We start from the raw sequence: 18,176 nt of genomic DNA, 5'->3' as shown, positions 1-18,176 counted from the left end.
TTCTGAAAAGAACTTGATCAACCGTTTCTTTTAAGATGGTAATATACTGCGCTGTCTTAACAGTAAGAGGAAATTTCCGTGTTTGAGTTACAAGAAATTGATCCGCAACATTACCGCAAGCAGACGCGTAAATCGACCATGATTATTATGGCGATGTTTATGGTCGTAGGCTTGGCGACTGCGCGACTGTTTGTACACTGGCTAGGTGACTATTCCAATAACCTGATCGTATTGAACTTTATGGGCGCCTTTGCCGGATTGGTACTGACCGGATTCATTGTTAAGTGGTTTTTTAAGGATCAACCGTGGATGAAAGAGGCCATGTATGCTTGGCGTTTGAAGCGCAGTCTGATGCATATTACGAACAAGTTGCGCCCAATTCAGGAAGCCGTGGAAGCGGGGGATGAAGAGGCGATGAAAATTCTGCGTTTTTATCACCTAGGGTTGGCGCAGATGCACCGTTTGGAAGAGAACAGCACCGCGTTGATTGATTTACAGGCCGAAAAACACGCTTTGGAAACCAGGTTGCGAGAGCATGGCATTGCGTTGGAACAGCGGCGTTTTGATCCGCAATGGGTCGAACGTTTTAGTCATGCGTCAGAGGCTGGCTAAGGCTGTTATTACAGGTTTATGCTTCTCTTTAGACGAAACCGAACAGGCCTGTTCGGTTTCGTCAGGAATCTTGTTAGCCGTGGTGGTTCAAATAGAGTTTGAGTTGCTGCGGACTTTTTCTTAAAAAACGATGCTGGGTCAGCAACCCAATCAACAGCAATAATCCCATTCCACTGATCACGCTTAATCCCCATAGTTGCGGCTCGACTTGTGCCTCGGTTTTGAGCAGGAAATGACTGATCAGCACGCCGCTCAGTTGCGCAAAGCTTGCGGCCAACAGTCCGGCCAAACCGCCGAGAAGGAGAAATTCCGTCAGTCCGATCTGGTAAATCTCGCGATTGGTGGCCCCCAGGGTACGGAGCAACAACCAGCTTTGCACCCGTCCTTGCTGGCTGGCCAGCGTGGCGGTAAAGAGGACGCCGAGGCTGGCCAGCAGAGTAAAGCCATACAGCCCTGAAACCGCCCAACTGGCCTGTGACATGATTTCCTGAATTTGTTGCATGATTTGGCGCACGTCGATGAGCAAGACTCCCGGAACCTGTTCAGCCAGGTTACGGGTAAGTCTTTCTGTTTCGCCGTTGTCACCGCCCAAATAAAAATTACCGATGTAAGAAACCGGGATGTCGGATTCGTTCTGCGGTTGCAGGATAAAGAAGAAATTCAATTGAAAGCTCTGCCACTCGACCGAACGCAAACTGTTGACCTGATAGGTGACAGTCTGGCCACTGATGTTGAAACTCAGACGATCCCCGGGATGAATATTGAACAGTTCAGCCATGCCGGATTCTACCGATACCCAAGGCAGTGGATTTGCCTTTGTGCGGTCAGTTGGTAATCTGGCTACGACTTCATTATGAGCCGGAATGGCATTGAGAAAAGCCAGGTTCGATTCACGCTCCAGTAAACGACGAGCGCGATCTTCGGTTTGTTCTGAAGCGCGTAACGGAATTTCGTTAATGGCGGTTAAGCGACCGCGTGCCATCGGCACCATTTCGGGATGGAGATTGAATTGAGCGAGAATGTGATTCGTGGTTTCCAGTTGATCAGGCTGGACATTCATCACAAAAGTATTGGGGGTGTTTTCCGGCAGGGTGGCTTGCCAGTTTTGCAGCATGTCCTGGCGGATAAAGGTCATCAGCATGAGCACAAACAACACCATGCCCACGGATACCAGTTGAATTTTAACCAGGCCTGGTTCTTTCAATAAGTTAGAGAGTGCAATACGCAACCAGCCGCGGCTGCGAACTTGCAGTATGCCCATGGCTTTTAACAGCAGGTGGGCGGTCAGCAGCAAGGCCAGGCTGATCACCACCAGGCCTGCCAGAATCCATAGCAAAGAGTCGATGCCGAGCATCAGGGTGATCAGGCCAAGCAAGAGGGCAAAACTGATTAGCCAGTGCAGGGTATCCGGTGACTGCGGAACCGCTTTGAGGATATGCATCGGCGCGGTGCCCACTGCGTTTTGGAACGCCTGCCAGGCAAAACTCCACAGAACCAGTAGTCCGCTGATAAAGCCGGTGAGCATGGCGGTCCATGGCGAGGCGATCACCAGCGGATCGAAATATTGGGCCAGTAACGGTTGCAAGCCAACCGACAGACCATAGCCGAGCCCCACCCCGATCAGACTACTGAAGACCGCGATCCAACTCAATTGCATGGCAAACAGGCGCTGCATTTGGCGGTTGCTGGCCCCCATGGCGCGCATCAACGCCATGCTACTGCGCCAGCGGTTGAGGTAAAAACGGCTGGCGATCAAAATCGACAGGCCCGCCACCAAGACCGCAGAAAGCGCCGACAGATCGAGAAACAGCCAAGCGGTGTTCAGCGACTTCTCCAAATCTTCGCCGGGGGATTGTGCAGAGAGAATCTGCCAGTGAGGGTTGTCTTGTTTTCTAAGTTGTTGAGCAAAGCGTTCGATCTGTTTGGCTTCTCCTGCCAATTGCAGTTCATAACGGGCGCGGCTGCCCGGTCCTAACAGTCCGGTGGCCTCAAGTTCATCCGTTTGAATCAGCACCAACGGCGCAAAGCCGCTCATTGGAGAAAAGCCTTGCGGATTGCGCACGCTTCCGGCGAGTGTAAATGGGCGCTCGCCAAGCGTCAGGGTGCTTTGAGCGTTCAATCCCATCAAATTTAACAAGCGCGGTTCTACCCAGGCCTGCTGAGAATCCAACGGTTTGAATGCCAGCTCAGCGGTGGCTTGAATGCGTCCGCGCAGAGGATAGTGTTCGGGAACGGCCTTGAGCTGAACCAGCTGAAACTGCTCGCCGCTTAACGCCATGGTGACCAGTGAAATCGTTTGTGCGGTTTGCAGTCCTTGTGCTTGAGCACGCTGTTGCCACTGGGGATCAAGCGGTCGGCTGCTGCGAATCACCAGATCGGCTCCCAATGATTCGGCGGCTTTGCGCAGCATGCTCTGCTGAACGCTTTCACCAAGCTGTTTAACCAGAGTCACGGTCAGGCTGGCGATAATCACCGCCACCACCAGCCACACCCAGTCGCCTTTTTTGAGACTGCGGAAAAACCAGCGGGAGGCCGTACCGGCATCTTGAAGCCAAGACTCATTCATCGCCGGCGTCCTGTTCACTATGCTGTTCAACCAAGTGACCATGTTGCAGATGCAGGGTACGCTGGCAACGGTGGGCAAAGTCCAGATCGTGAGTGACCAAAATCAGCGTGGTATTAAGGGTCTGATTCAGTTCAAACAGCAAATCTTCAACCTGTTTGGCGGTCTCTTCATCCAAGTTACCGGTCGGTTCGTCGGCAAACAGGACTTTGGGTTCGGTGACAAAGGCGCGGGCGATGGCGACGCGTTGTTGTTCGCCACCGGAGAGTTCGGCCGGGCGGTGATTGGCTCGGGCGGCAAGGCCGACACGTTTCAGCGCTTGCCGCGCTTTGGGTTCGGCATCGGCAATCTGAAACAGTTCCAACGGCATTAAAATGTTTTCCAACGCGCTCATGCTCGGCATCAGTTGAAAGTTCTGGAAAATAAACCCGACCTGACGGGCTCGCAGTCGGGCGCGTTGGTCTTCGTTGAGATGACACAGGTTTTGTCCCAAAAGCGAAATATCCCCCGAGCTCGGCGTTTCCAGACCGGCCATGAGCGACAGCAGAGTGGATTTGCCCGAACCGGAACGTCCGACGATGGCCACGGTTTCCTGTGGCTGGACAGCCAAAGAGCAGGCTTTTATGATATCTAAAACCTGGTGATCAGAAGGAACTTGATAGTGAACATCGTGCAGTTGAATAACGGCGGGCTCCATAAGGGCATCAATAAACTGGCTTGGCTGGGTGTCTGGGCTGGTTTTCATGTTGTTCCACGGGTTAGAAAATTAAACCTAATACGACTTTATCTACTGGGGGGTGTGCTATTGTTGGCACTTCACTCTAGTGTAACGTTTGCTACACCTTTAGCGCAAACACTGGGCGTACAAAAGATCACACTTTTAGTGCATGGTGACAGTTTGAGTGCGGCTTACGGGATGGAGCGGGATGACGGCTGGGTGGCGCTGTTGCAGAAAGCGCAACCGCAGTTAAACGTGGTCAACAGCAGTATCAGTGGCGAGACCACTTCCGGTGGCAAACAGAGATTACCCAAACTGATGGAAACCTACCGGCCCGATATTTTAATTTTGGAGCTGGGGGCGAATGATGCACTGCGTGGGCAAAATCTAAAAACCACCGAACGCAATCTGCAAGCGATGATTGACCGCTGCTTGGCTGCGCAATGCACGCCGGTTTTGCTGGGAATTCGCCTGCCCACCAATTACGGCCCGGCCTACGAGCGCATGTTACAGAAAATGTATGCCGATCTTGCGGAAAAAAACGCAGTGGCGTTTGATCCATTCTTTATTGAGCCGGTCGCGCTTGACCCAGATCTGATGCAATTGGACGGCTTGCACCCGAATGCTCAGGCGCAGGTGCAAATCTATCAACGCGTTTGGGCGCTGATTCAGCCGCTGCTCGAATCGCGTAATGCCGGATTGTAAACCGCAATTTTCGGTTTTTTGCTAGGGACAAGAGGGTAGGTGGTCAAGCGGTATAACGCTCAATATTAAAGCGCCATAAAAAAACCAAATCCCCAAATTTGATTTATAATGACGAAACTAGCAGTAAACTCCGCATCATGTCACAGTCTGGTGAATAACAGGTAACCTATTCGGAATTAACACGGTTTATGCAAGAGAAATTGAAAAGGGCGGTGCAAGCGATTCAAGGGACTAAGATTCCCGAGCTGCCTGAAGAAGTATTGATGCTGGAACGCGAATTAAAAAGCAAGTTCGTGAACCTGGGTACCGTGGCTTCCATTATCGAAAAAAACACCACTTTGTCCGGTGAATTGATGCGTCTGGTCAACTCTCCTATCATTAAGCTTAAAGAGCCCTGCCGTTCGATCCGTGATGCGGTCAATGTCCTTGGCCTGGATAACATCTACAATCTGTTGGTCTCTTCCGCACTGAAAAACATGTTCGGCCAGAAAGGGCTGTTTAAAGACATTATGGATCACAGTGTGGATGTGGCGTTTTGTATGGCAGATATCTCCGAATGGGTGGAAGGGATTTCACGTGATGAAGCCTATATGTTAGGGCTGTTCCATAATTGCGGCGCTCTGCTGTTGACGTCCAAAGACGAAAAACGCTATGTGCCTTTCTTCAGCAGTTCCATGTCGTTGCCGACGTCGATTATTGAACGTGAAGAGAAAGAGTACGGTACCCATCATGCCATGGTGGGGGTGTTAATCGCCAAAAAGTGGCATCTGCCGGTGGATATGATCAATGCGATCATGCTGCATCACATTGAGGAGTGTGGGCGTATTCAGAATGAACGGGTGCGCGCCATGGTGGCGATGATCAAGATTGCCAATGCGATCGTCTCCGAAATTTCGCTAGGCGCTTACCGTGGTGAAGAGATGCGCCAGTATGAGCGGGACGGCATTCAAGAGTTGATGATGCCCTATGAAGTAATCAAGGAAATTCGTACGGCCTTAATGTCTTACGCTTTTAAGACCTAAAACCGCGAGCGAGGGTTTTTAAGCGATCAAAATCAACAGGCCTGCCCGGTTTGAAACTGAGCAGGCCTGTTGCGTTTTAGTCCTTTAAAATCGGCTTAACGCCGGTTATTCAGTGGTGAGCAGGATTGGTTGCCGCCTCGTTGGAAGACTCCTGGGCTTCTTTCTGCCTGGCTTTATAGACCTTTAACGCCAGTGATTTGGCGCGGATATTAAAGGTCAGTTTGGCCACGTCGTCGAAATGCTTGGCGAAGTGGACCGTCAAGTCTTCCTGGAGATAATCCGGCAGTTCTTCAAAATCTTTCTTATTGTCATGCGGCAGAATCAGCTCCTTAATGCCGATACGTTTGGCCGCAATCACTTTTTCGCGAATCCCGCCGACCGGCAGTACCTGGCCCGTTAAACTGAGTTCTCCGGTCATCGCCAATGGTGTTTTCATCGCCTCATCGCGTGCCAGTGAAAGCAGGGCGGTGGCCATGGTGATGCCGGCACTCGGTCCGTCTTTCGGGGTGGCGCCGTCCGGAACGTGGAGATGTACAAACGCCTTGTCGAAAAACTCGGGGTCCGCCTTGTATTTATCCAAGTTGGACGAGATAAAACTGTAGGCGATGCCGGCGGATTCTTGCATGACATCACCCAGCTGGCCGGAGAGTTTAAAGCCACGGTTTAAGGTATGTACACGGCTCGCCTCGATGGTCAGGGTCGCGCCGCCCATCGAGGTCCAGGCCAGGCCGGTGACGGTGCCAATCTGCTGGTTCATCTTTTCCGGGGTGAAACGAGGCTGACCCAGCATCTCTTCGAGTTCGTGGACGTGAATGCGTGCCTGTTCGATTTCGCCCGTGACCAGTTTCAACGCCAGCTTGCGTACCAGTTTGGCCAGTTGTTTTTTCAGATTACGTACGCCGGCTTCACGAGCGTAGCCCTCGATCACATGGCGGATCGCCGGAGCGGTAATTTGCACCTGCTCTTTGCTCAGTCCGGCCTCTTCCAACAGTTCAGGCCACAAGTGATGCTTGGCAATCTCCACCTTCTCTTCGGTAATGTAACCGGAGAGGCGAATCACCTCCATACGGTCCAATAAGGGCCCGGGAATGCTGTCGAGGGTATTGGCAGTACAGACAAACAGCGCTTTGGAAAGGTCAAAGCGCACGTCCATAAAGTGGTCCATGAACTCGTTGTTCTGTTCCGGGTCCAGCACTTCCAATAGGGCAGAGGCCGGGTCGCCATGGAATGACGCCCCAATTTTATCGATCTCATCGAGCATGATCACCGGGTTGGCGCTCTCACAATCTTTCAGTGCCTGGATGAATTTGCCTGGCATGGCCCCGATGTAGGTACGACGGTGTCCTTTGATTTCCGCTTCATCACGCATCCCTCCGACTGAAAAACGGTAGAACTTGCGTCCGAGAGCGTCGGCAATGGAACGGCCGATAGAGGTTTTGCCGACGCCTGGAGGCCCAACCAAACAGATGATGGAACCGGAAACTTCCCCCTTGAGAGCCCCGACCGCCAGAAATTCAAGAATGCGGTCTTTGACATCTTCCAGACCGTCGTGGCGTTTATCGAGTACTTTCTTAGCGCGTTTCAGGTCCAAAATGTCTTTGGTGTGCTGCCCCCAAGGCAGTAGGGTCAGCCAGTCGAGCCAGTTGCGTGCGACATTGTATTCCGGAGATTGTGGATCCAGCATCGCCAGCTTGTCCAGCTCTTCTTCCGCTTTCTTTTTGGCTTCTTCACTTAACTCAAGGGCCGCCATGCGTTCGCGAAAGCGGTCGCTGTCCAGTGTTTGGTCGTCTTTGACCAGGCCAAGCTCTTTTTGAATCTCGTTGAGCTGCTGACGCAGGAAAAATTCGCGCTGCTGTTCGCTCAGGTTTTCTTCGACGCGTTCGCGGATATTAAACTGCAGCTTGGTGACTTCAATTTCCTGCTTAAACAGGTCCAGCACCTTTTCCAGGCGTTCGACCAAGTCAAAGGTCTCCAGCACTTCCTGCAGTTTTTTGCTGTCTGCAGTGGTGAGGCTGGCGGCAAAATCCGCCAGATGGGTCGGGTCACTTGGGCTAAAGCGATTCAGGAAATATTTCAGTTCTTCACTGTAAAGCGGATTGAGCGGCAGCAGGTCGCGGAAGGCGTTCATAATCGCCAATCCGTAGGCTTTAAATTCTTTGTCGGTGCCATTGCGGATGTCGGCCGGATAACTGACCCGTGCTTTATATGGCGCACTGTCCGAAATCCATTCATCAATCTGGAAACGTTGTATCCCTTCGGCAATCAGCTGGATGTAATCTTCACGTACCTTTGGCTCGTGAATGCGCACTAAAGTGCCGATAGGAGAAAAGCTTTCCGGCGGTGCCTTTTCATGGTCGTCGAAATCCACAAAGACCATGCCGACGTACTGATGGTCGCTTTTTTTGATCGCTTCAAATGTGTCCAGCCACGATTCCTTGTTAAGCAGTACGGGGAGTTGTTGGCCAGGAAAAAACGGACGGTCCTTAACCGGCAATAAGAAAATTTCACCCGGCAGCGTCAGTCCCGGTTTCACCAAGTGACGGCTTTGACCGGGTTCATTATTGGCGATGTGTTCACCATCCAGTACGGTGTTTTCGGGTTCCAGAGCGGATTCAGACTGAGTTTCCGCTGCTTCCAAATCGGTTTCGTTCAGAATGTCCTGGTTGTGATTAGTGTCTGTCATAGCTCTGTTTTTAATTGTTGATAGTATGAATTCGGTTTGACCAGGCCTACTCAGTTTGTAATTCACTGGTCTGGTGGCTGAACCGCAAAAAGTATCAATGCTCTGTTTGGCGGCCTGCTGGCAAAGTAGGGTATTATATGTGGATTGTATTACACAGATTCAAGAACCGATTACAAAAGAGTGGGACAGAAGATGCAAAAAGAGGACATTAAAATCGGATTTGTCACCGTTTCCGACCGCGCCAGTCGAGGAGAGTATGAAGACTTGGGTGGGCCGGCGATGCAGGAGTGGATCGGCCAAGCCTTAACCAATGAATGGACCCCGATCGCGCGCGTGATCGAAGATGATCAAGCTCTGATCGAATCGACGCTGAAAGAGCTGGCGGATGAATTTAACTGCTGTTTGATTTTGACCACCGGCGGCACCGGCCCGGCGAAACGGGATGTCACCCCGGAAGCCACCGAAGCGGTATGCGATAAGATTTTGGACGGTTTTGCCGAGCAGATGCGTGCGGTGTCGCTGCAATATGTACCCACAGCCATTTTATCCCGGCAAATTGCTGGAACACGCGGTTCGAGTCTGATTATTAATCTGCCAGGCAAACCTTCAGCGATTGGTGAATGTCTGGAAGCGGTTTTTCCGGCGGTGCCTTATTGCGTGGATCTGATCGAAGGGCCTTATCTGGAAACTGATGAGACGTTTGTCAAAGCGTTCCGCCCGAAACACGCCATTAAAAAAGCGTAACTTCAAAATATCCCTTAATGAGCTTAGAGATAATAAATAAAGGATTAAGCGTGACCGACTTTAATTACCAGTATGATGGCTTGGATTCTGTGACCGATTTTGTGCGATGGGGCGGTTCTCTATTTCAACGAGCCGGTTTGTATTTCGGTCACGGTACCGATAACGCGTTCGACGACGCCAAACAGTTGGTCTTTCACGCTTTGCGTCTTCCGCAGGAAGTTCCGGATAATTACTGGCAAGCGCGATTATCTCAGCACGAAAAATGTTGTGTCACCGAACTGTTTAGATTGCGCATCGAAAGCCGCAAACCGACTGCCTATCTGACCGGTGAGGCCTGGTTTGCCGGAATGCGTTTCATTGTGAATGAATCGACCCTGGTGCCACGCTCGCCGATTGCCGAACTGATTGCCAAGCAGTTTGAGGGCTGGGTCAACCCGGACCAGGTCCATCATGTTCTCGATTTGTGTACCGGAAGCGGCTGTATCGGCATCGCCTCGCTGCAGGCGCTACCTTACGCCGAAGTGGATCTGGTGGATATTTCAGCGGAAGCGCTCGAAGTCGCGCAGAAAAATATCGAACTGTATCACCTTGAAGAGGCGGCGCACGCAATCCAATCTGACCTGTTCAGCGCTTTACAGGGCAAAAAGTACGATTTGATTGTTTCCAATCCGCCATATGTGGATCGCATTGAAATGGACGCGCTGCCAGAGGAATTCCAACAAGAACCACGTTTGGGACTAGAAGCGGGTGAAGATGGTTTGGATCTGGTGCGCAAGATTCTGGCCCAGGCGTCAGAGCATCTCACCGACGAAGGGGTGTTGATCGTGGAAGTGGGGGTCTCTCAATATTACCTGGAGCAGGCTTACCCGGAACTGCCTTTCTATTGGTTTGAATTTGAACATGGCGGCGAAGGCGTGTTTGCGATTCATAAATCCGAACTCGATGTCTTTCAAGCGTTATTAGATCAGCGTATTAACGGGTAATGGCATTTTTTCCTGCGTCAAAAAAGCGGCACGGTTTTTCTGGCCGGTATTTTGCTTATTGTTGTTAACTTCTGTAATCAGCCGGTCTAAAACGCGTCGTCTTGCGTTGAGAAGGGCCATAAAAGACAAAAAGCAAACGATTTGGAGATTTGAATGAGACGTGATCTCTATTTAACCATGTTAGTCGCAGCGGCCAGTTTATTGAATGCTGGAGCCGGGCTGGCCGCCGATAAAGCCGAAGCGCCATTATTGGATTTAGGCGCCGAGTTGAAGAGTTTGACTGGTCATGAGCCGGCACCGGCCACCCCGACTGAAAAACCACAAGCGGCACCAACGAAAGCCCCGGCTGTTACACAGGGTAAAACAGCAACCAAAACCACCCCCGCCGTGGAGCATGTCGACGCTGAACATCCTCCTCACTGGGGCTATTCCGGTGCCATCGGTCCGAAATACTGGGGGGAGCTCTCTTCCGAGTTCGCTACCTGTAAAACCGGGCGCAATCAATCGCCGATTGATCTGCGCGACCAACATGCTTTAGGCACGCAAGGTCTGCCTGAACTGGATATTGCCTACAAAGAAGTACCGCTGAAAATCCTCAATAACGGGCATGCGGTTCAAGTGAATTACCCGTTGGGCAGCTACATCAAAGTCGGCGGCCATCGCTATGAATTGATTCAGTATCATTTCCATACGCCAAGCGAACACCATAAAGAGGGGTTTGCTTACCCGATGGAGATGCATTTAGTGCACCGCGATGGCGATGGCAATATAGCGGTGTTGGGGATCCTGTTCCAGGAAGGAGAGGAAAACCCTTATCTGAACGGTCTGTTAAAGCGCCTGCCTAAAGAGGTCGGCAAGGAGCAGATTCATACCGATTTGAAATTGAACCCGGTGCATTTTCTACCGCCGAATACCGAATTTTATAAATACAGCGGTTCCTTGACGACGCCACCGTGTTCGGAAGGCGTGTATTGGATGGTATTTAAGCATCCGATTGAAGCCTCGGCCTTACAAATTCAGAAAATCAATGAGCTGCTTGGAGAGAATGCACGTCCGGTACAGCCCATCTACTCGCGAAGCCTGCTCAAATCCTGGATGGAACCGGATACCGATCGCCAACTTTACGAATTTTACTAAGCCTTGCGGCGATTAAAACTGAACAGGCCTGTTTAACATTGTTTGGACAGGCCTGTTTTTTTATGTGCTCTTATAAATTTACATAGCCATAATTTACAACTCTTACCCATTTACTTATCCGTTTGTCTCGTCACTTCTATCGCTTATGTGGCCGATTTCTTGGAGCGTTTAGGTCAGTGACCTATTCATTTTTTTAAGTTTTAGACAGTCAAATTCCGCTCTCCTTAATAACTGAAAATAATAATGGTTATTATTTGCTTGTGTGTCTATATTGTATATGTATAATACAAATCATTCTTATTAGTATTTATAGGTTGGCGGTATGGATATTCTCACGATTCTTGATCACGGCGGGGTTGTTGTCTGGATTTTGATTTTATTTTCGGTGGCCAGTGTTGCGATTGTGTTGGTTAAGTTCTATGAGTTCAGGTCTTACTCATCGCACCAAGCGGCTCAGCTTACACACTGCTTGGAGCAGGCTATAGCGTTACATCCCTCACATCTGAGAGAGTCTGTTGCACAACATGATTATCCACTTGCTCAAGATTTGCTCAAAGTGCTTCAAAGTGATTCGGTGCGAAATAGGGATGGTATTGCCTTGCAGCAGGAAGCGTTTCGTCTTGCTCAGGTACGCCTTTACGGCTTGGCAAAGCATCTCAAACCGCTGGAGGTTATGGCGATGATGGCACCGCTTCTTGGATTGCTGGGAACGGTGATCGGTATGATTGTCGCCTTCCAAGGAATGGAGCAGGCGGGTGCCAATGTGAATCCTGCGGTGTTGTCAGGCGGTATCTGGCAAGCGCTGTTGACCACGGCGGCTGGTTTGATCGTGGCGATTCCCGTGGCCATGACGCATCAATATTTTGAGCGTCGTTTGGAAGATAATGCACATCATATGAATAACCAGTTGCAGCTTGTATTTGCACAATGGCCCCGACGCGTAGAAGGGTAAAACGATGTTGCCGGAGCTCACTTACAAACCACGCAAACAGGCGATCAGTTTAACCGCGCTGATTGACGTGGTGTTTATTCTTCTGATGTTCTTTATGCTCACGACCAGTTTTATCCGTTGGCAAAGTTTTGCTATTGACGTGGAAAATTCGTCTGCCATTTTGGAGACGCAACAAGAAATTTATCAGTTGGTGCTTGATTCCGCAGGACGATTAAGCGCATTGAATGAAGCGACGGCGATCCAGTCACCTTTATGGCGCCAAGATCGCCATTATTCGCACATCACGCCACAGGACTTCATGGCGTTTCCAGATAATGCGCTCACAGTGATATATCCACAGAGCGATGTCGAGGTTCAGACGATTATTTCGGTGTTTGATGGATTCAAAAAACGGGGGATCAACGGTATCTCCTTGGGACCGGTACTGCAAACAACTTCGAAAGGGGCAATGTAGTGAGCATTCTGAATACCCTGACTCTCCAAAATCGATTAAGCCATAAACGCGATAAACCTTCGGCAGACATTGAATCCAACCTGGTTCCAATGATTAACATCGTATTTTTGCTGTTGATCTTTTTCATGATCTCAGGGCAGATCCATATGCCTCTGGAAGCAAAGATCGCCTTGCCGCAAAGTCAGGCTCAGGCGGAACTGACGCAAGGTCCGTTACAACTTTCGGTGACGTTGAAGCGCGAACTTCGTTTGAACGGAGAACCGCTAGCGCTACAGCAACTAAGCCAAAAATTGCAATCCGGATTTAAATCCGATGCACCTATGACATTGCAGATCTATGCCGATAGTCGTCTGAAAATGGGCGAGTTACTGCCGATTTTGAGCGAACTAAGTTTATTAGACGTTAATCCGACGATTCAGTTGGTGACGCAGCAACCGCTGGATTAGAGAGAGGCATCTGATGGGATATGGACGTTGGTTGACCGCTTGGTCGGTGGCCGTTGGCCTGCATCTAGTGCTTTTTGCCATGTTGCAATGGTGGCCGTTTAAAGCGCAAACACTACGTGTAGAAGAGGCGAATCAATCGAGCATAACGTTGGATATGGCGGCCTTTGCGGCTGAGCATTCACCCGTCACAGAGGTTGTAACCGAACCAAAACCGGAACCAAAACCGGAACCAAAACCGGAACCAAAACCGGAACCAAAACCGGAACCAAAACCGGAACCAAAACCGGAACCAAAACCGGAACCAAAGCCGGAACCAAAGCCGGAACCAAAGCCAAAATCCAATGTGGACAAGACCGAATTTTTGGATGATGAGGCGCAAACGATCATGTCCAAAAAGGAGAGGCGGCCCGATACATCCGGGCAGAGTCCACGAGATTACTTTGGTGTGTTAAAGAGGTGGCTGAATGCTCATAAGCGTTATCCGATTGGCTTGAAGAAAGCCAAGATTGAAGGTCGTGTGGTAGTGCAATTCACCATTGACCGGTATGGACGGTTGCTGAATGCACGAGTTGAATCCAGTTCCGGGCATACAGGCTTGGATAAAGCCGCATTGCAGATGCTTAAAGATGCCAGCCCGATGCCAGTGTTGCCGGAACGCCTTAAACGAGACCGAATTACGATTTCATTGCCGGTGGATTATGAGCTGATTACTGATTGAATCAGAAGAATTTTAGGCAGTTTTTTATAAGTTTTCTAACGTTAGGCCAAGGGAAGGATGCCCCTTTAATGCATCTGTTGAGCACACATTTCTGTGTGAATTTGTAAACGATTGTTGTGAGGAGAAAACAATGAGTATAGACCGTTTAAAGTCTAAGCAAACTCCGTTGGCAAATGGCCAAATTCAGTTTAAAGCGGATACCAGCTTGCGTAATCCGAGCCTGAAGAAGGCGGGAACGGCTGTCGGATTGGGGGTTGCTGTCAGTTTATCCGCGGCGCCGGTTTGGGCTCAGGATGAAGTGTTTGAGATGGATGCGCTTCAAGTTGAAGAGCGTACCATCGATACCAATCCTTATGCGGAACCGGGTGCGCCCTATAAAGCGAAGGTGTCGGGTGACAAACGTCATGTGAAGCCAATTGCGGAAACACCGCAGACGATTCAAGTGCTTACCAAGACCCAGATCGAGGAGTCCGGAAAATCAGACCTGAAAGAGATTGTTCAATCCCAGCCGGGGATTACATTGGGGACCGGTGAAAACGGTAACGCTTTTGGTGACCGTTATGTTATCCGCGGTCATGAAGCGCGTTCTGATGTGTTTGTTGACGGTCTGCGTGATCCGGGCATGACGACTCGCGAAAGTTTTGCGACCGAGCAAATTGAAATCACCAAGGGGCCAAGTTCCACTTTTGCCGGACGCGGTTCAACAGGTGGTGCGGTGAACAGTATCACCAAGCAAGCCAGTACCGAATACGACTTGACCAAACTTTCCGGTGGAGTGGGTTCTGACGACTATCACCGTTATACGTTGGACAGCAACGTCAAGCTGTCCGATGACGCGGCGGTGCGTTTAAATGTATTGCAAGCTTATGAAGAGGTGCCGGATCGTGCCCCGGCGGATCGTCAGCGCGACGGGATTGCCCTGTCCGGTAAGCTTCAAGCGACCGATAAGTTAGAGATTATTGCCGATTATTATCATTTGGATGCAAAAGACAGTCCTGATTTGGGTTCTTATATCGATCGCACGACCGGTAAACCTAATGATGATATTCCGGTTTATCTGCAGGATCAGGATTTCTTGGATTCGGAAGTGGATACTTTCACTCTGCGTTTAGGGTACCAAGCAAACGATCATTTGCGTATTGAAAACGCGACCCGTTACGGTACCACTGATAACGGTTATGTCACGACCGGGGCTAGAGGAACCACAACGGATGCAAGTGATCCGAATGGCGCTTACGATACGATCTCCTTAAGCACTCACCAGGGATGGCAAGAAGTTGAATACTTTGCCAACCAGTTGAATGCTTACTGGGATACTGAAATAGGCGGCAAGAAAAATCAATTTGTGTTTGGTGCGGAGTTTTCCGACCATAAAGTGTTGAACGGGGTGTATGACATTACGAATGCCGGAGAGTCTAATTGTTTGGTTTCCGGTCGTGGTGGCGTATCGGAAGGGTATTGCATTGAGGATGTTAACGGCAACACAGTGCCGGGTATTAATTACCTGATGGGACGACAGATTCAAAAAGGCGACTGGGATTCTGACTGGCAGGTGAAAACCATCTCGTTGTCGGCGATGGATACCGTGGATGTGACCGATAAATTCAGCGTGTTTGCGGGCTTACGCTATGACCAGTTTGATTACGATCTGTCGGCGAAAGGGCGTGACGGAACGATTAGCGAATACAGCTATGATGACGGTTTATGGAACGGTCATATGGGACTGGTCTATAAGGTGGCGGACAACGGTAATGTCTATTTTAACTACAGTACGGCGAGCAACATTAACGGAGGAGAGTCTGACGTTGGTACCAATTCCGGGTATGGCGGTTTTATCGCCGCTGCAGACTCTGAACCAGAAACTACTCAAAACCTTGAGTTAGGGACTAAATGGGAATTTAACGGCGGTAAGCTTTTGGCTACGGCTGCGGTATTTCAAATTACCAAAAGTGATGTGATGGAAGCCGAACGTGGCGCTGATTATTCCAGCGCCGGCACACCAAACACCGGTAAAAATGAAGTTCGGGGTATTGAGCTTGGTTTAGTGGGTAATCTGACGGATAAATTGAGTACTCAGGCAGGTATTGCCGTAATGGAGGCTGAGGTATTGGAATCCATTACCCCGGATAACGTTGGCAAGACGTTGAGCAATTTCGCAGATAATTCAGCTTATTTACAGCTGAACTATAAGCTAACGCCTAAGTTTGCATTCGGCGGTAGCGCTACCTATTCAAGTGAAATGTTTGCCGGACAACCGGATACGGCGGCTGGTGACGCCATTAAGATTCCCGCCTATACCGTCTTTGACCTGTTTGCCACTTATGAGTTTAGTAAACAGTTCGATGCACGTCTGAATGTCGGCAATGTTACGGATGAAGATTATTATCTTGCGGCTTACAGAAGCGGTTCCTTTGCCTATAAAGGAGACGCGCGTAATGTGCGTTTAACGTTGAACTATGAGTTCTAACGGTCTCATTTACTTTGAGTGATTCGGGTAAATACCGAGATTACTCCTTGAGTTCATTCGGGTCTTAGCGAATGGAGTTTCGCTAAGACCCTTTGGTTTTTGTAAAGGGAATGATACGAATGAAGCAAATTTTTCAATATCACCAGCTGCAAAAAGAGATTTTGACGCCCGCCGATTTTGAATTTTATGCCCAAAAAAATCTTGATCCAGCGTTGTATGCGTATTTGTCAGGAGGTGGCGGTCAGCAACAAACGCTAAAGCACAACCGAAAACGTTTGGATCAATTGCAGTTGCAGCCGCGGGTATTAAGAAAACTTGATCATGGTCATAGTCGATATACGTTGTTGGGACATGAATTATCGGCACCGATTTTACTGGCTCCCGTTGCCCATCAGGGCTTGGTTGATGAGCAGGCCGAATTGGCGAGTGCTCAAGCTGCCGAAGCAATTGGGCAGGGATTGGTTTTGAGTACGCTTTCCACTAAGAGGTTAGAGAGCGTAGCTGAAGCTACTTCCGGGTTTAAGAGTTTTCAACTGTATACACAGCCAGATCGTTCTGTGACTTATGATCTTATTGATCGTGCCTGTGGCGCTGGTTTTGCATCGCTTATGGTGACGGTGGATACGCCGTTGCAATCGAGTTCTCTTGAAGCAAGGCGTCTCGGCTTTCATTTAGAGTCACGGGTTGAGGCGGCCAACTTGGCTGAATACGCCCATCCGTCCACGATTCAGGTCACAGAAGGTGAAAGTTATATTTTTCAAGGTTTAATGGCGCAGGCACCGAGTTGGGAGGATATCCGTGACATCATTGAATACAGCCCCATTCCAGTGTGGATTAAAGGGGTGTTGAGTGTGGATGATGCACTGATGCTTAAATCCGTAGGGGCTCAAGGTTTAGTGGTTTCTAATCATGGCGGACGAGCCCTGGATGGTGTGCCAAGTCCGCTTGACGTATTGCCCAGCATGCGACGCGCTCTTGGCGCCGATTTTTTGTTGATGGCCGACAGTGGGGTACGTAGTGGTTACGACATCTTTAAGTTCTTGGCTGCGGGTGCCGATGCGGTATTGATTGGAAGATTACAGGTATATGCTCTGGCTACCGCGGGTGCTTTGGGGGTGGCACATTTATTGAAGCTATTGAGTGAAGAGTTACAGCTTTGTATGGCTTTGACCGGTTGTGCAGAACTCGATGAGATAGAGCGACACTGCCTATATGAAAGCAAGTAGCGATTAAATATTGAGGAGAAAAGAGTGTTTCAAGTAATTGAAAGTGTATTAAGTAAGCAGGAAGTGACCGATTTTCTTGAACGGATGCAGACTGCACCGTGGATGGATGGGAGTAAAACGGCGGGAAGTTTGGCTCAAAGCGTTAAACAGAATCTGCAGTTGGATGATGAGTGTGATATTGCCCGTTCATTAAGCCGGTACATTGAATCGACCCTGTTGGCGAATCCACAGTTTGTCTCTATGGCTTTACCGGACACGTTCTACCCGCCTAAATTCAATCTCTATCAGAATGGAGGACATTATGGTGTACATGTCGACAGTGCGGTACTGGTGCATCCATATACCAATCAACGGGTGCGAGCGGATTTATCCGCGACCCTGTTTTTAACCGAACCTGACAGCTATGAAGGCGGTGAACTGCAGATTGATACTGGTATGGGGGTACAGGAGATTAAACTTCCGGCAGGGGATATGATTTTATATTCTTCCGGCAGTTTGCATCAGGTACTACCGGTGATAAAGGGGCAACGTATTGCTTCTTTTATGTGGGTACAAAGCATGGTTAAAAATGAAAACGAACGTACTATGCTTTATCAACTGGATCAATCTATCCAGGGGTTAAGAAAGCAGTTGGGGACGCAGTCACAACAGGCCGAACTGTTGCAGTTGACCGAGTTGTACCACAATTTGCTGCGCCACTGGTGTAAGTCTTAATCCCGAGTTAAGGGCTAAATTATGCATAGGTC

Annotated in this window: 16 protein-coding genes; 13 read left to right on the top strand and 3 right to left on the bottom strand. The window is 49.7% G+C overall.

Going from position 1 to position 18,176, the window contains the following annotated elements; genetic code table 11:
- The first annotated feature begins 78 nt into the window (after positions 1-78).
- Complete coding sequence (locus QCB44_RS06780) at positions 79-612, top strand: DUF3087 family protein (RefSeq protein WP_279408853.1); 534 nt, start codon at positions 79-81, stop codon at positions 610-612.
- Between the two features lie 73 nt (positions 613-685).
- Here QCB44_RS06780 and QCB44_RS06775 read toward each other — a convergent pair whose 3' ends face one another.
- The gene (locus tag QCB44_RS06775) at positions 686-3,178 is read right to left on the bottom strand and encodes an FtsX-like permease family protein (protein WP_279408850.1); all 2,493 of its coding nucleotides are present in this window, start codon (positions 3,176-3,178) and stop codon (positions 686-688) included.
- Entirely contained in the window at positions 3,171-3,920 is a 750-nt protein-coding gene (locus tag QCB44_RS06770) for an ABC transporter ATP-binding protein (RefSeq protein WP_279408849.1), read from the bottom strand. Before QCB44_RS06770 ends, QCB44_RS06775 begins: the two co-directional genes overlap by 8 nt.
- Before the next feature lie 54 nt (positions 3,921-3,974).
- Here QCB44_RS06770 and QCB44_RS06765 point away from each other — a divergent pair, with 54 nt between their 5' ends.
- Both QCB44_RS06765 and QCB44_RS06760 read left to right on the top strand, forming a co-directional pair.
- Positions 3,975-4,598: an arylesterase gene (locus tag QCB44_RS06765; protein WP_279408848.1), complete on the top strand. Its 624-nt coding sequence runs from the start codon at positions 3,975-3,977 to the stop codon at positions 4,596-4,598.
- 188 nt (positions 4,599-4,786) lie between these two features.
- Complete coding sequence (locus QCB44_RS06760; RefSeq protein WP_279408847.1) at positions 4,787-5,620, top strand: HDOD domain-containing protein; 834 nt, start codon at positions 4,787-4,789, stop codon at positions 5,618-5,620.
- Positions 5,621-5,729: 109 nt separating this feature from the next.
- Here the strand turns inward: QCB44_RS06760 and lon are convergent, their stop codons facing one another.
- Complete coding sequence (gene lon / locus QCB44_RS06755) at positions 5,730-8,303, bottom strand: endopeptidase La (protein ID WP_279408846.1); 2,574 nt, start codon at positions 8,301-8,303, stop codon at positions 5,730-5,732.
- 192 nt (positions 8,304-8,495) lie between these two features.
- On the opposite strand from lon, the gene mog reads away from it, so the two are divergent.
- The 10 genes from mog (at position 8,496) to QCB44_RS06705 (ending at position 18,144) form a co-directional block, all read left to right on the top strand.
- On the top strand, positions 8,496-9,047 hold the full coding sequence (gene mog, locus QCB44_RS06750; RefSeq protein WP_279408844.1) for a molybdopterin adenylyltransferase: 552 nt from the start codon (positions 8,496-8,498) through the stop codon (positions 9,045-9,047).
- Between the two features lie 50 nt (positions 9,048-9,097).
- Entirely contained in the window at positions 9,098-10,030 is a 933-nt protein-coding gene (gene prmB, locus QCB44_RS06745; protein ID WP_279408842.1) for a 50S ribosomal protein L3 N(5)-glutamine methyltransferase, read from the top strand.
- A gap of 153 nt (positions 10,031-10,183) precedes the next feature.
- A complete protein-coding gene (locus QCB44_RS06740; protein ID WP_279408841.1) occupies positions 10,184-11,167 on the top strand; it encodes a carbonic anhydrase family protein in 984 nt (327 codons plus the stop codon).
- Positions 11,168-11,489: 322 nt separating this feature from the next.
- Positions 11,490-12,119 carry a MotA/TolQ/ExbB proton channel family protein gene (locus QCB44_RS06735; protein ID WP_279408839.1) on the top strand — a complete coding sequence of 210 codons (630 nt, stop codon included), beginning with the start codon at positions 11,490-11,492 and terminating at the stop codon, positions 12,117-12,119.
- A gap of 4 nt (positions 12,120-12,123) precedes the next feature.
- Complete coding sequence (locus QCB44_RS06730) at positions 12,124-12,573, top strand: biopolymer transporter ExbD (RefSeq protein ID WP_279408837.1); 450 nt, start codon at positions 12,124-12,126, stop codon at positions 12,571-12,573.
- Positions 12,573-13,019, top strand: a complete 447-nt coding sequence (locus tag QCB44_RS06725) for a biopolymer transporter ExbD (protein WP_279408835.1) — start codon at positions 12,573-12,575, stop codon at positions 13,017-13,019. The genes QCB44_RS06730 and QCB44_RS06725 overlap by 1 nt, the downstream gene beginning before the upstream one ends.
- 13 nt (positions 13,020-13,032) lie before the next feature.
- Positions 13,033-13,737 (top strand): energy transducer TonB, encoded by a 705-nt coding sequence (locus tag QCB44_RS06720; RefSeq protein ID WP_279408834.1) that lies wholly within the window; start codon positions 13,033-13,035, stop codon positions 13,735-13,737.
- Positions 13,738-13,867: 130 nt separating this feature from the next.
- Complete coding sequence (locus QCB44_RS06715; RefSeq protein ID WP_279408832.1) at positions 13,868-16,204, top strand: TonB-dependent siderophore receptor; 2,337 nt, start codon at positions 13,868-13,870, stop codon at positions 16,202-16,204.
- A gap of 119 nt (positions 16,205-16,323) precedes the next feature.
- Entirely contained in the window at positions 16,324-17,430 is a 1,107-nt protein-coding gene (locus QCB44_RS06710) for an alpha-hydroxy acid oxidase (RefSeq protein ID WP_279408830.1), read from the top strand.
- Between the two features lie 24 nt (positions 17,431-17,454).
- Positions 17,455-18,144, top strand: a complete 690-nt coding sequence (locus QCB44_RS06705) for a Fe2+-dependent dioxygenase (protein WP_279408829.1) — start codon at positions 17,455-17,457, stop codon at positions 18,142-18,144.
- Positions 18,145-18,176 lie beyond the last annotated feature (32 nt).

This window comes from Thiomicrorhabdus sp. zzn3 (genome assembly GCF_029767755.1).
GTDB lineage: Bacteria > Pseudomonadota > Gammaproteobacteria > Thiomicrospirales > Thiomicrospiraceae > Thiomicrorhabdus.
The sequence above is the reverse complement of the archived record's forward strand: the minus strand, read 5'-3'. Positions and strand labels throughout refer to the sequence as shown.

Bases quoted from the DNA above. Each gene is read 5' to 3' on its own strand.
- QCB44_RS06775 (WP_279408850.1), bottom strand. From the start codon at position 3,178: ATGAATGAGTCTTGGCTTCAAGATGCCGGTACGGCCTCCCGCTGGTTT.
- QCB44_RS06770 (WP_279408849.1), bottom strand. From the start codon at position 3,920: ATGAAAACCAGCCCAGACACCCAGCCAAGCCAGTTTATTGATGCCCTT.
- QCB44_RS06760 (WP_279408847.1), top strand. From the start codon at position 4,787: ATGCAAGAGAAATTGAAAAGGGCGGTGCAAGCGATTCAAGGGACTAAG.
- lon (WP_279408846.1), bottom strand. From the start codon at position 8,303: ATGACAGACACTAATCACAACCAGGACATTCTGAACGAAACCGATTTG.
- mog (WP_279408844.1), top strand. From the start codon at position 8,496: ATGCAAAAAGAGGACATTAAAATCGGATTTGTCACCGTTTCCGACCGC.
- QCB44_RS06740 (WP_279408841.1), top strand. From the start codon at position 10,184: ATGAGACGTGATCTCTATTTAACCATGTTAGTCGCAGCGGCCAGTTTA.
- QCB44_RS06735 (WP_279408839.1), top strand. From the start codon at position 11,490: ATGGATATTCTCACGATTCTTGATCACGGCGGGGTTGTTGTCTGGATT.
- QCB44_RS06730 (WP_279408837.1), top strand. From the start codon at position 12,124: ATGTTGCCGGAGCTCACTTACAAACCACGCAAACAGGCGATCAGTTTA.
- QCB44_RS06720 (WP_279408834.1), top strand. From the start codon at position 13,033: ATGGGATATGGACGTTGGTTGACCGCTTGGTCGGTGGCCGTTGGCCTG.
- QCB44_RS06715 (WP_279408832.1), top strand. From the start codon at position 13,868: ATGAGTATAGACCGTTTAAAGTCTAAGCAAACTCCGTTGGCAAATGGC.
- QCB44_RS06710 (WP_279408830.1), top strand. From the start codon at position 16,324: ATGAAGCAAATTTTTCAATATCACCAGCTGCAAAAAGAGATTTTGACG.